This is a genomic window from Arthrobacter sp. Soil_N43, assembly GCF_057655195.1.
This window is the reverse complement of sequence record NZ_JBDGML010000099.1, coordinates 1-14,651: the sequence shown is the minus strand read 5'-3', so window position 1 is coordinate 14,651 and position 14,651 is coordinate 1. Positions and strand designations below refer to the sequence as shown.

Here is a 14,651-nt window from a genome sequence, read left to right as displayed (position 1 = left end):
ATCGCGTTATTGTTTTCGGTTCTTTCGGCGCTCATAGTTTCGGGTCTGGCGCCTGCCAACGCCGCAGACCTGTCGGACGCGTCAATCAGCGGCAAGCTCACTGCGCCAGCGGGCGTTAACCTCGCCTCTACGCAGGTGTACGCGTACACCGCCGACAGCTACTCCTGGGCCGGCTCTGGCCAGGTCACCGATGACGGCACGTACTCCGTGAGCGGCCTGCCGGCAGGGGCTTACAAGATCCAGTTCAGCGGAAGCAACGGATCTGGCGGCATTGACCAGTGGTATTCGGGGGCAACATCGCACGAAACAGCTACCCCTGTGACACTCGCGGCAGGCCAGAGCCTGACCGGAATCAACGCCACGCTCGTCAAGGGGGCCTCGATCGGCGGCCTCGTCACCGCACCCGAAGGCGTTGACCTCACCCGCGTGTACGTCTCCGTGGAGAGCGCCGGGACCGACTGGTATTCAGCATCCGGGTCTGTCAACCCGGATGGCAGCTACGCGCTCCGCGGCCTGCCGTCAGGGAGCTACAGGGTTCAGTTCAACGGCGGAGGCTCCGGCGCCGTCACCCAATGGCATGCGGGAGCAGCATCGCGCGACACAGCCACGCCGGTGACGGTCACGGCGGGCCAGGACCTCACGGGCATCAACGCAACACTCGTGCGCGGAGCCTCCATCAGCGGCACCGTTTCCGTGCCGGCCGGGTTCGATCCCAGCACCATTCAGGTCGAGGCTGCCCCGGACGGCGGCAGCACCATAAATTACGGCTATGTCGGTGCAGGGGGTGCTTACACGGTCAGCGGCCTTCCTGCGGGCAGCTACAAGCTCAAGTATTCCGGCTACAACAGCGGACTGCTGCAGCAGTGGTACTCCGGAGCGGCAACCGCCGAGAACGCCACGCCCGTGGCCGTCACGGCAGGCCAGGACCGCACCGGGATCAATGTCACCCTCGCCGCGGGCGGTTCGATCAGCGGAACAGTCACAGTGCCCGCCGGAACCGATGTCTCGACCCTGCAGGCCACCGTGTACGAGGCCGCCGGAACACGTCCGAACTACGTAACGTCCGCCTCGGTGAACGCCGATGGAACGTACAAGGTGAACGGTCTCCGGTCAGGCAGTTACAAAATTCAGTTCCTCGGACCTGACAGCGGGCTGCTGGAACAGTGGTACAGCACCGCTTCCTCCTATGAAGCCGCCACACCGGTTGCCGTTACGGAGGGCCAGGACCAGGGCGGCGTGAACGCTTCGCTCGTCAAGGGGGCGTCCATCGGCGGCAAGGTCACTTCCGCCGCCGGAGTGGACCTGAGCAGGGTGCAGGCCAGCCTCTACCGCGCAGACGCCGTCTCCTACGTAACCTCCCGCCAAGTCGGCGCAGACGGTTCATTCTCGTTTGGCGGACTGCCCGCCGGCTCGTACAAGATCCAGTTCAGCGCCGGCAGTTCAGGGGCCCTGAGCCAGTGGTACGGGGGCACCGCGTCGTCGGTTGAGGCCACTGCTGTTGTCGTGACAAGCAGCCAGGAACTGGCCCTGACCGACACCGTGCTCGTCAAAGGCGGGTCCATCGGCGGTACGGTGACCGCGCCCGCGGGCGTGACGCTTACCGGTGTCCGGGTCTACGCGTACAACGTAGATAACTTCAGGGCCTATCCTGCCTCCGCGACCGTTCAGGCGGACGGAACCTACAAGCTCGCCGGACTCGCTCCGGGCAACTACGTCGTCCAGTTCTCCGGGTACGGCACCGGAGCACTGGAGCAATGGCATGCGAACGGTACGTCCCGGGAAACGGCAACCGTTCTGGCGCTCACTGCCGGCCGGGACGTGTTGGACATCAACGCCACGCTGGTCAAGGGTGCAAGCATCAGCGGGAAGGTGACTGTACCGGCAGGAGTGGATGTATCCAGCGTGTACGTATCCGCCACCGGTGAGGGTAGCCAGTACGGCACGTCTGCCAACGTCAACACTGACGGCACGTACAAGGTCATCGGCCTCGTGGCGGGTAGCTACAAGGTCAAGTTCGGCAACTACAACTCCGGCGCGCTGGACGAGTGGTACAACAACGTCCAGACGCAGGCGGCGGCCACCCCGGTTGTCCTGGCTGCGGGCCAGGACAAGACGGCCGTCGATGCAACCTTGGCCAAGGGTGCAGCGATCAGCGGCAAGGTCACACTGCCGGAGGGCGTGAGCTCCTACAGCGTCCAGGTAAGCGTCTTCAAGGCCGCAGACAATACTCCGGTGAACTCGGTGCAGCTCAGCACAGACGGAACGTACGCCCTCCGCGGGCTCCCGGCCGGCAGTTACAAGCTGCAGTTCGGCGGGTACGGTTCGGGCGCACTCACCCAGTGGTACAACAAGGCCACGTCCCTGGCCACCGCCACCCCGCTGAACCTCACAGAGGGACAGAGCGTCACGGCCATCAACGCCACCCTTGTCAAGGGCGGCGTGATCAGCGGCAAGATCACGGCGCCGGCAGGCACAAGCCTGTACGCCTCCCAGATCATCGCCACGAAGACCGGAGCGGTGGATGCGCAGTCTGTCTACGGCAGCATCGGCTGGGACGGAACCTACAGCATCGTCGGGCTGGAAACGGGCACCTACAAGGTCCGCTTCCTCGGCGGCCAGAGCGGCGCCGAAGACCGCTGGTACGGAGGGGCAACGGTCGAGACAGCCAAGGCAGTAGCAGTCTCGGCCGGGCAGACCGTTACCGGCGCGGACATCGAGTCAGTCACCGGTGCCACCATCAGCGGCAAGGTTACCGGCAGCGGAACCTCCGGCTACTACCCGCTCAGCATCCTGGACGGCAGCGGCAAGCTGGTCAAGAGCGGCTCCACCGACGGGACCGGCAACTACAGCGTCGTCGGCCTGGCAGCGGGCTCCTACAAGGTGGCGTTCAACCGCTCCAGCGGGTTCACGCAGGACGAGGCGCAGTACTACCAGAACCAGCCGGAATCCGCCGGGCCAGGGCAGGCCAAGGCCATCCCGGTAACCACAGGACAGGCGGTGCCGAACATCGACGCCAACCTGACGGCGGGCGGTTCGGTGACTGGAACAGTGTTGGACAAGGCCGGGAAGCCGGCGGCCAATGCCTTCATCCAGGCGTACACCCCGGACGGTTCGCTGGTCACTCGCAGCGCATCCACCGATACAACCGGCAAGTACACCCTTAAGGGCCTCACCACCGGCAGTTATACCATCAGGGTTAACAGCGGCCTCTCCGGACGCGGGGACCTTTACTCCGGCAACGTGACCACCGAGGCCAAGGCAACTAAGGTCAGCGTGGTCAGGGGCAGCGCCACAACGCACAACCTGTCCTACGCGGCGGTGGTGCAGACGCTGACCGCGCCCACACCGACGGTCAAGGGAACGGCCAAGGTCGGCTACGCGCTGACGGCGACCGTGGGCACCTGGGGACCCGCCCCGGTGGCGCTGAAGTACCAGTGGAAGGCCAACGGCGTCGCCATCACCGGCGCCACCGCCACGACCTTCAAACCGACGGCGGCCCAGGTGGGCAAGACTCTTACGTTCACCGTCACGGGCACCAAAACGGGCTACACCACGGCAGCCAAGACCTCAGCCGCCACCGGAACGGTCATGGCGCTCAACCCTGTCCTGACTGCGCCGACTCCCAAGATCACCGGAACGGCCAAGGTCGGCTACACACTGACCGCGGTCCCCGGAACCTGGGGTCCGGCACCGGTCGTCTTGAAGTACCAGTGGAAGGCCAACGGCATCGCCATCACCGGCGCCACCGCCGCCACGTTCAAATCCACGGCGGCGCAGTTGGGCAAGACCCTCAGCGTCACCGTCACCGGCTCCAAGGCCGGTTACAACACGGCAGCCAAGACGTCGGCACTAACCGCAAGGGTCGCCGTCGGTACTCTCGCCGTGGCGGTCCCAAAGATCATGGGGACTGCGAAGGTGGGCTACACCCTGACGGCGGTTCCGGGCGCCTGGGGGCCGGCCCCGGTCACCCTGAAGTACCAGTGGAAGGCGAACGGGATTGCCATCACCGGCGCCACGGCCAGTACCTACAAGCCGGCGGCGGCAGTAATAGGCAAGACCTTGAGCGTCACGGTAACCGGATCGAAGGCGGGTTACACGACGGCGGCTAGGACGTCGGCAATCACGGCTAAGGTCGCCGTCGGAACCCTCAGCGCTCCGGTCCCCGTGATCAGCGGCGCCGTCAGGGTGGGCTCCGTCCTCACGGCCGCGGGTGTGTGGGGGCCGGCTCCGGTCACGCTCAAGTACCAGTGGAAGGCGAACGGGGTTGCCATCACCGGTGCCACGGTAGGCACCTACACGCCAACCACCGCAATGCTGGGCAAGACCCTGACAGTCACCGTGACGGGATCCAAGTCCGGCTTCACCACAGTGACCAAGACCAGCGGGGTATCGGTCAAGGTCGCGGTCGGGGTACTGACAGCACCCGTGCCCACCATCTCGGGTACTCCAACAGCGGGATCGGTTCTCACCGCTGTGCCCGGGACGTGGGGGCCGGCGCCGGTCACGCTGACGTACCAGTGGTACGCCAATGGCATGCCCATCAGCGGGGAAGTCAACAGCGCCTATACGCCGATGCTCCCCGGATACGCGATCAGCGTCACCGTGACGGGCACCAAGTCCGGCTTCACGACGGCGGCCAAGACCTCGGCAGCCACGGCACCGGTGACCTAACCGGCGGCCGCCCTCGTGGCGGGGCCTTTAACGAGTCACGGCCGCTGCAGCTCCAGGAGTTGCAGCGGCCGTGGCTGTGTTTACGAGCTGTGTTCGGCATCGCCGGTGGCCGCCGCCCTTGAGCGCAGCGGCCGTCCATCATTTAGGAATGGCATGTCAGTTCCACCCGGCGCCCATCGATGACCGGCCCAGCCAGGTGCCTGCCCCGTTGCCCTTGTACAGCCAAAGAACACCGGCGGCGTCGACGGCCAGCACATCGTTCCTGCCGTCGCCGTTGAAATCTCCACGGCCCGTGATGGTACGCATTGAGTTCCAGCCGCCGCCCACCCACTTCCGTGCCAGCCAACCACCGCGGCCGTTGCCGGGGTAGAGCCACAGCGTTCCGCTGCTGTCGCGGACCAGGCCATCGGCCTTCCGGTCACCGTTCACGTCACCGGGACCGACGACGGCGGTCATCACGTTCCAGCCACCGCCCACCCGGATCCGATTCAGCCACCCGCTCCGTCCGTTGCCGGGGTAGGTCCAGAGGGTTCCGCTGCTGTCGCGGGCGAGCACGTCAGACTTCCCGTCACCGGTGAGGTCTCCCGGCCCAACGATCGAGGTCATCGCGTTCCAGCCGCCGCCCACCCGGATCCGGTTCATCCACCCGCTCCGTCCGTTGCCCGGATACAGCCACAGCGTTCCGGCGGTATCGCGGGCCAGCATGTCGGCCTTCAAGTCACCATTAAGGTCACCGGGGGCAACGAGGGAGTTCATCTCGTTCCAGCCGCCGCCGAGCTTGACCCGCGCCAGCCACCCGCCGCGCCCATTGCCGGGGTAAAGCCACAGCGTTCCACCGCTGTCCCGGGCGAGCACATCCGCTCTTCCATCACCGCTCAGATCTCCGGCGGCAACGACCATGGTCATGCGGAACACCGCCTTGAACGTCATGGACCAGGTAGTAACCGAACCAGCCTTGAGCACGTAGTCTGGCTGCGCCTTGGCGGCAACACTCACCGTCCCTGCGCCGGGGTAAGTGCCGGCCGCAACAGTCTTTCCGGCAACGAGGTAATCGATGCCTCCGGTGGCTGGAATCATGTACGTATCCTGCGCGGTGCCGTCCTTGTCCGTGAACACCACCGCCGCCGGCGTCACCTCGTACGGCGTCGCCTTGAACGTCGCACTCCACTCACTGACAGCCCCTGCCGTGAACACGAAATCCGTCTTCGCCCGCGCGGTGACCGTCACCGTACCCGTGCCCGGGTAAGTGCCGACCTCTACGACCTTCTCACCGAACAGGTACTCCACACCCTCAACAGCCGGAACCGTGTAGGTATCCTGCACGGTGCCGTCCTTGTCCGTGAACACCACCGCCACCGGCGTCGCCTCGTACGGCGTCGCCTTGAACGTCGCGCTCCACTCACAGACAGCCCCTGCCTTGAACACGAAATCCGTCTTCGCCCGGGCGGTCACCGTCACGGTCCCGGTGCCCGGGTACGTTCCGGCCTCGGTGACTTTTTCACCGACAAGATACTCCACACCATCAACGACGGGAACCGTGTAGGTATCCTGCGCGGTGCCGTCCCTGTCCGTGAACACCACAGCAGCCGGCACGGTCTCCTTGACTGCGGCCGCCACTACAAACCGAGGGAATTCGCTCTTGACTGCTGCGTTGCCGACAAGTGACGCCGAAGCACCGACTTCGCCCGCCGTGTCCGTAGCCGTCACGGCAGGAGACGCTACCAACCCCTCGTTGTTGCTAGTGCCAACGGCGGTGCGCGTTTCGCCAAAGACAGCCGGCCCGTCAAGGACGAACTCGACGTCAGCTCCGGAAACAGGGTTGCCGTGCCGGTCCACAACACGGGCAGACAGGGAACCGAGGTCCGAGCCCGGGGTGGCCGTTGCACCGCCCCCGCCGACTATGTGAATGACTGCGGCTGTCCCCGCTCGCACGTCACCGAGGTTCAGGACCAAGGGTGAAAGACCAGGGGCTGCCTTCGCGGTCACCGTTAGCGTGACGGCACCCACTTCCGTCCCGGCCTTGGGCCCCGGGACGATGACGTCTCCATTTTCATCCGCCGTGAGTTCTTGTTCCTGAGCACCACCGGCGAAGGCGGCCGGACCGCTCAGCCTGACGGCCAGAACAGCTCCTACCGCGGAGGTTCCGTCTGCTCGGTCGGCGTGAACCTTGACGTCGGCGAAGCTTCCTTCGACAGTCACCGCCTGCCTCGACGTCTCCGGGGCCGAAATTAGGGCTGGAACTGTGGAGGAGAGCGTCTGGCAGGATTCTTGCAAGCACCAGGGCACGGCGTTTACGGTTCCGAAGTAGGGCTCAAGACCGGCCGTTCCGGTGGAGGGCCCGTTCTCGTTGCCCCACCAGTTGCCGCCGGCGTCTACAGCAGTGCCGGTGTAGTTCAGGATTTGGTAGCCGTCGGCGAGGAGCGCGGATCCCCTGATGACCGGTTTGGCTGAGCCGCCAACTTCGATTCCATGACCTGCACCCTGGACCGTGACGCGCTCAAGAAGCGGCTGCCCGCCGTGCATAACAAGCGCCGCGCCGTACCCTGCGCTCCTGAATTGGGAATCAGCTACGACCGCATTCGTTGCCCCAAGGTCCCTGATGATGCCGTAGCCCTGCCCATCGGAGTTGCTTACGGATGTGCCGGTGAGACTGAACGAGGAGCCGTGCTGAGCCTCCAGGAGCGTACGTGCGTGGGTAGCCTGCACATGCTTCAGGCTGACGGAGGATCCGAAGTGCGCGTTGATACCCGACCAGTCATAGTTGCTAGGGGCGGGCGTGCCGACGTCCTCCGAAGGTCCACCGATGTCAGCGTTCCGGGAGGAGGTCCAGCGCACGGGCTGGCTCTCTGTCCCATTGACAGTCAGGCTTCCGAACACCTGAATAGGCCGATAACTTGCCGACCAGGAACCATGCCAGACCGCGGACTTCAAAGTGACCCCCGCCCCGATGCTCAGCGACGAGGATGCTGGAACCGTCAACTGGTCCAAAAGGACATAGGGAAGGTCCGCAGTCCACTCATTGGCGCCTTCCGGGAGCTGGCCCCCGGACACCACGATCCGGCCCATGCCCCCTTCCACATGGGTCCCGGCCAGTTTGACGCCGCTGGTGGCGGGCTGGACGAGAACGGAACTTCGGATATTCCTGAAGGTGGCGCCGCTGAGGCTGGCCCGGACGCTGCCCTGCAGATCCACGGCGGTGTTTGCATCGGCGAAGGTGCTGTTGCTGATCACGGCCTCACCGGCGCTGCCGGAAACGCGCACCAACGGCTGGCCGCTGCCGGCTCCATCGATACTGATCCCGCTCAGTGTGAAGTGCGCGGGATCGTAGGCGCGGATGACTGATTCGTAGCGCATTCGGTCCGCGTTTGACTGCTCAATCCTGCTGTCTCGAACTGTCACAACAGAGCCTGCGTCAGCACCTACAACCTGCGCGGCGAACTTCGCATGCAGTCCGGATATATGAACAGCGGATCCATCCTGCGCGATGATGCCTGCCCAGTCGCCGGGTGCCGGGGCGGCCGGACCGGAATAGCTCGGGCCGCGCACTGAGCTGTCATGAATCGAGGTCCACTCGACAGGCTGAGCCGCCGTGCCATCAACGAAGAGTGTTCCAGCCACCCTCAATGGGTTGTAAATGACTCCATTCCAGGAATTCCCGGACTGGCCCTTCACTGCGGTGCCTGCGGCCAGTCGCAGACTGGAGCCCTTGGGAACTGTTATGTCTCCGCCGAGAATGTAAGGCAACGAACTTGACCAGGACGTGGCACCGGGCATGAGCTGCCCTGCCTGCACGGTGATCCGGGCGAAACCGTCGATCACGGAGATACCCCGCGCTGTAAAGCCGGAAGCAGCGGCGGTGGTCCGGATTGGCTCGCTGAAACCGATGAAGGTGGAATTTGTGATGGAGGGACCGGCCTCACCCCTTACCACCAGTCCGGCACCCGAGCCACGGAGGGTCAGGCCTGCAGCGCGCAAATTAGGGGCATTCCGCGCCTCGATGGCGTAGCCATTGCCGGCAGAGTTTTCGATGTCGCTGGCGGAAATCTTGAGCGAACCCGTTCCGGTAGCGCTGATGACGCCCGTTTCGTAGCTTCCGTTCAGTGCCCCATAGACGTAGCCGCTGGCATTCCGAACCTTCAGGTTGCTCACGGTGACGTTGGCACCGTCCTGCACGTCCAGGAAGTTCGCAGAGTATTTGACCGATACATTGGTCATCGAAACTGTGGAGCCAGCCGCGGCCACTACGCCGAGGTAGTCCCCCGGCTCGGGCTTCGTGAAGTCACCGTCCATGTTGGCGTCGCCGCCGAGCGCGTCATCACGCCAGGACGTCCACTCCACCGGGGCACTCACTGCTCCCCGGACTTCCAGCTCTCCATTCACGACGAGTGGATTGTGGTAGCGGCCCCACGCATCCGGGTCGTAAGTGCCTTTGATGCGCACTCCGGGCGGAATAGTCAGCTTGGCACCGGCTGCGACGGTGGTTCCATGCGGTGATCCGTACCAAAACCTCTGCGGAATTATGTAGCCGGCCACCTTGGATGTGAGGACCATGTCTTCATCGATGGTGTTGGGAAGCGTGATCCACTCATCGGTCCGTGCAACCTGCATTTTGTGCGATTTTGTGTAGGCCGGGCAGCCGCTGGCCAGGTCTGTGATGGCAAGTGTGGCCAGCCGTGTGCCTTTGGTGGGAAAGGCGTGCTCGACCTCGAACCCCTCTGCGGTCCCGCCGTCCTCGAAGGTCCACGTGGCCTGCAGTCCGGCATCACGGGGGATGGAGGGGTGCGCAAACAGCTTAACGGGGACGCCGGTCGCTGCAGCGTACTCGCCATCCTCAGTCGACCAGTCCACGGTCCACGGGGCGCCGACGGTGATACCGGATTCACGGGTCATGGACTGAGATCCGTGCGTGGCCTTGGCCTGGACTTTGTATGTGCCGTAGCACTTGAAAACATGCGTTGTTTCAGGACCAGCGGCCTGCGCTCCGTCGCCCAAATCCCAGGCGACGTCCGTGGTGCCACTGAAATGCTCCACCGTATTGGCTCGGAACCGCCGCTCCGCGGGCTGCGAACCGGCTGACGTGCCGATCCCATCCAGCCACACGGCTCGGCGGACCTCTGCTGCTGGCCTCGTGATGCCGTCCACTGACGCTACTTTGAACGTAAACTTGGTGCCCGTCGTGTAAAGAGATGCCCAGTCGCTGTCTGGAACGGTGGCTCGGCCGTATTTCCCAATTCCGGCGTGGGATGCGAGTACCTTGCCGTCGCCAGCCGTGAGCTTAATCTCCGACAGGGTGGCAGGGCCGTTGTTGATCATGGTGATGCTTTTTTCGCCCGTCTGCACAGCGATCAGTCCGAAGTCACCGTGCTGCGACGAGTAACCGTCGATCAACCCGCTGAGGTTCGTGACAAAAGTCTTCACGCCTTCTTTGACGCTTGGGCTCTCTGCCAAAAGGATCGCATGATAGGCGAATTCGAGGTCCTGTTTGAGCTTTTCCCTGGACTTCGGAAGATGCGCGTCAATATCTCCCGAAAGGCACGGGAACACAATCCAGGTGGTGCACGGATACCTCATCGTGGCCACGTTATTGATGTACTCGTCGGTCAGGAACTCTTCGACAGCGGCAAAGGCGGCGTCTGCCGCCGCACCTTGGTTGCGTTGTTCCTTGTAATCGGACAGGATCTGCCTGTACTTGTTGTCGCTGAAAGCCGTCAGGCCCATTTTGACCAAGGAAGATACCTGATCCACTGACCCGTATAGCTGCTTGGCTATTTTCACGGCCTCCACGCTGCCCTTGAGCGCACTGGCCACCGGGGCGCTGAGACTTCCTTCCTTGAGGATGGCGATGTCCCAGCTGATGATGTCCAGCATGACGGCGTCCGGGTCAGGATCTGAGGCTCCGAAGAGACTGGGGATGTAGTCGGCGAGCTTCTTGAGCGCTTCCTTGGAGACCTCGGTAGGAGCCTCCGCTGTCTTTCCGAATTCAGCGTCCAGTACGTAGGAGCGAAGCACCGGCCCGAAACTAGTGCCCAGCAAATACTGGATCCGTTCGGTGGACAGTTCGACGCCGAAGTGCGTACGGAATTGCCCGGCAATCCATTCGTCGGAACTCATGTCCACCGCGGCGCTCACCACCGCCGGCCGCGCCGCTGGCATCGGCGCAGCCACAGCAGATACCGCGGTTCCAGCCAGAAGCCCCAGCGATACGAACACTGCGACGGCGGCCCGGACGGACGCGAAAAGTCTCCGCATGTTTAACTCCCCCAGCAATTAATTCAAATGCGGACACGCCCCGCGCTGGGAGAAGCATATAGGCGCAACTCCACAAAATTGCAGTTGTGCAAAAGATTACTCAGCGAAGCGGGAGCGCTACCAGCATCGGTCCGCAATCGCAGCTACAATCTCCTCCTTTTACGCCCGCCGCGTTTTCGGGCTACGTGTCAATACTTGAACGCCGGACTATCGTGCGCCGGTTGTGCTGCGGTGAGCGTTTCAAAGATGGGAGACGACGACGGCGGGCCGGGAGGCGGGACGCTTTCAGTCGCCCGTGCTAGGCCTAACCATCTCAACAGCATGGTCCGAGACGAGGGCATGGAGCCGAAGGTGGCATCAGTGGTTGGCAATAACGTATGGGCTCCAGCCACTGTTTCCCAGCGTCTTCGGGGCAGCCCACGCGGCCTTGTTTGCCTGGTAGTAGACCAGGCCTCCCGCCTTGATGCGTGCCAAGAGGCCGTGGGTTCCCGTTCCGCCCAGGCCGCGGATCACGGTCAGCGAATTGAAGCTGTGCCAGCCGCTGCCCAGGACGGGCCGCTTTTCGTTGAGGAAGGAGCCGCTGCCGTTGGTTCGGTAGAGAAGCATCTGTCCGGCGGCCGTCCTGGCAACAATGTCCGTGGCGCCGTCGCGGTTCCAGTCCAGGAGGTGGATGTCGAGGTTCTGCCAGCCGGCGCTGATCTGGACGCCGGCGCTGGGAGCTGATCCGGACTTGTTGGCGTAGACGTACAGCTTTCCGGTGGTCTTGTGCTTGGCCACGATCGAAGGATATCTGTCTGTCTTCTTCCAGAAGCCAACGTCCACGCTGTAGTTCTGCCAGCCTCCGGCGCCGATGACCTCGCGGACAAACCCGCCAGTGCGCAGGCCCTTGTACACGTAGAGCTGGCCTGCCTTGGTCATGGCGACGATGTCGAAGGTGCCGTCGGTGTTCCAGTCGGAAACGAAGATATCGCTGAAGATGCCCCAGCCGGATCCGATTTTCACCCGTGGTGATTTCAGGTTCCCGTAGTTCCACAGGTTGCCGCTAGCATCAATGCTGACAACGCTGCCCTGTGTCTTGATAGTAGGGTTTGCAGCCGGCGCCGTGGGATAGGGAAACACCTTGGTCCAAACGACAGTCCCGACGACGTTGTACCCTGGCAGCCCCCCGGCAATGACCGTGACCTCGCCCGCAGCGGGATAGGTGCCCGGAGGCCGGACCACTCCCTCCACCCAATATTGGACACCGGTCTTGGATGGAATGGTGTAGGTGGAGTTGCCGAAGATCGGCGGGGTTGCTTCCACATCAGTCCAGGGGACCGGCCGGAAATCCTTAAACCAGGAGGCCGTTCCGGACAGCTCATAGCCATAGCGCGCCACGGCCGTGACGGTGATCGCGTTCGAGGCCGGGTAGTACCCAGCGACTTTCTCCGTCCCCTCCGAAAAGTAGCGCACACCCGGCGTCGACGGAATTGTGAAGCCCGACTCGCCGAAGACCGGCGGGGCCGGAGTGACAACGATGTTTTCACGGACCTGCGGCGGGGTTGGGTCCGGGGTGCTGGTCCCTTCCACATTGCCGTCAATCAGCTTCACCGTGTACGTGTGTTCCAGGGGAACACCATCCCTGACCATGCCGGTGACCTTGACGGTGTAGTTTACTTCCGTTGAGCCTTGGGGAGTCTGCAGGCTAGGAACGCCGAAGACCACGGTGTTCGGTCCGTAGCCCTTGAACGCGGGGTACGACGTCGCCTGCATGTCTGTTCCTGCCGCATCCGTCACAGCGACTTTGGCCTGCGAAAAGTCAACGTCATGAGGCGACGAGAATGACCACCGGCCTGGGGGCAGCAGCTGCATGGGAAAATAGCCGGCGTTCGGGTAAGCAATAAAGTCCGGGGTAGCTCGCGTGGCACTCGTGGCTCCGCCCAGTACGACGATGGCGTTCGCCCAGCTGGTGGTCCCGATGCCCATGGTCGTCGTCGGCGCGTGGAGCAGCCAGCGGCGGTGGCCCACGTCTGCGTTGTTGTAGCCGTCGTCGTCCATGTAGCCCCTTATGGGCTGCGACATTGACCGCAGGACTGGATCCGAATAGTGCAGATTGGACGTTCCGGCCCCGGCCTTGCCGGACTCCGAGTAACACCTCCAGGCACTGGTCGGGTAGTGGTCCAGATGGCGTTCCGCGTGCATCATGAGCGCCGCAGCCTGCGCTTTTGTGTTCTGCTCAGTTGTCAGGGAAATGCTGTCCAGACCCGATAACCCACGGAAGAAGTTGATGGCCTTCTCGCCGTTGGCCAATGAACTGGCAGACTGCGTTCCCGGGTCGCACGTGTCAACTGATCCTGTCCAATTGATGTCCTCTGCCAAAGAAGGCAGATATCGCGTCTTGTACGCGTTGACGACGTTATTTCGCGAATTGGTATCGATGGCATTGTTTGTCTCTGCTGCCACGGCAGGAGTGGCTAACCCGCAGGTCGCCAGCGCTAACGCCAGAAGCACCGTGCCCAGCCGGGACACCGCCAAACTATTCATTTATTCCCCCAATGTCCCACGATGCAGGGTAAAACTGATCTGCGCAGTTCAATCCTGACTCGCCTGAAATGACATCAGAATCTAACACCTGATTTCATTCCGACTTCGAGAACTGCGCGAATCCTTCTCAAACATTGAGGTTCTCAAGACATCCGCGATGCCGTCACGTCGAAAGGCCTCGGCCAAGGACGGTCCTTTAACCGCAGACGGCCGCGACGCCCATTGGCGTAGCGGCCGTCCGATCATTCGAAGCGGGGCCTGTCAGTTCCAGCCGCCGCCCATCGAGACCCGGCCCAGCCAGTTTCCCGCGCCGTTGCCCTTGTACAGCCACATCACACCGGCGGCATCCACGGCCAGTGCATCAGTCCTGCCGTCGCCGCTAAAATCCCCGCGGCCAGCGATAGTGGTCATGGCGTTCCAGCCGCCTCCTACCCGCACCCGCGCCAGCCAGCCGCCGCGGCCGTTGCCCGGGTAAATCCACAGCGTCCCGCCGCTGTCGCGCGCCAGAATATCGGCTCTCCGGTCGCCGGTCAGGTCGCCGGGACCGACGACGGCGGTCATCGCGTTCCAGCCGCCGCCCACCCGAATACGAGTGAGCCAACCGCCGCGCCCGTTACCGGGGTAGATCCATAACGTCCCGCCGCTATCCCGTGCCAACACATCGGCCCTGCCGTCGCCGCTAAGATCCCCCGAACCGACGATCGAGTTCATCGCAGTCCAGCCGCCGCCCACCCGAATCCGGGTAAGCCAACCGCCACGCCCGTTTCCGGGGTAGATCCACAACGTCCCGGCGGTATCCCGGGCCAGCACATCAGCCTTCCCGTCGCCAGTCAGATCCCCGGCCCCCACGATCGAGTTCATCGCATTCCATCCGCCGCCCAAGCGAAGCCGCGTCAGCCAGCCTCCCTGACCGTTCCCCAGCGACAACCACAACGTCCCGGCGCTGTCTCGGGCAAGCACGTCGGCCTTTCCGTCACTGTTCAGATCACCGGCGGCAACGATCAACGTCATACGGAAAACTGCTTTGAAGGTTGCGGACCAGGTGGTCACCGAACCAGCTTTGAGCACATAGTCTGCTTTGGCCTTGGCAACGACGCTCACCGTGCCGGCACCGGGGTAAGTGCCTGCTGCAACGGTCTTGCCTCCGACCAGGTACTCCACGCCCTCAACGGCGGGAATCACATACGTGTCCTCGGCCGTGCCGTCCG

General features: G+C 63.5%; 4 protein-coding genes. 1 reads left to right on the top strand and 3 read right to left on the bottom strand.

The features are described from left to right. The first annotated feature begins 9 nt into the window (after positions 1 to 9). A complete protein-coding gene (locus AC3A3W_RS12825; RefSeq protein ID WP_487443330.1) occupies positions 10 to 4,671 on the top strand; it encodes a beta strand repeat-containing protein in 4,662 nt (1,553 codons plus the stop codon). Positions 4,672 to 4,827: 156 nt separating this feature from the next. On the opposite strand, the gene AC3A3W_RS12820 is transcribed toward AC3A3W_RS12825, so the two are convergent. The 3 genes from AC3A3W_RS12820 to AC3A3W_RS12810 form a co-directional block, all read right to left on the bottom strand. Then, positions 4,828 to 10,920 (bottom strand): FG-GAP-like repeat-containing protein, encoded by a 6,093-nt coding sequence (locus AC3A3W_RS12820; protein ID WP_487443328.1) that lies wholly within the window; start codon positions 10,918 to 10,920, stop codon positions 4,828 to 4,830. Between the two features lie 357 nt (positions 10,921 to 11,277). Next, the gene (locus tag AC3A3W_RS12815) at positions 11,278 to 13,362 is read right to left on the bottom strand and encodes a CAP domain-containing protein (RefSeq protein WP_487443326.1); all 2,085 of its coding nucleotides are present in this window, start codon (positions 13,360 to 13,362) and stop codon (positions 11,278 to 11,280) included. A 342-nt stretch (positions 13,363 to 13,704) separates the two neighbouring features. Beyond that, on the bottom strand, positions 13,705 to 14,651 hold a 947-nt coding region (locus AC3A3W_RS12810; protein WP_487443325.1), incomplete at its 5' end, for an FG-GAP-like repeat-containing protein.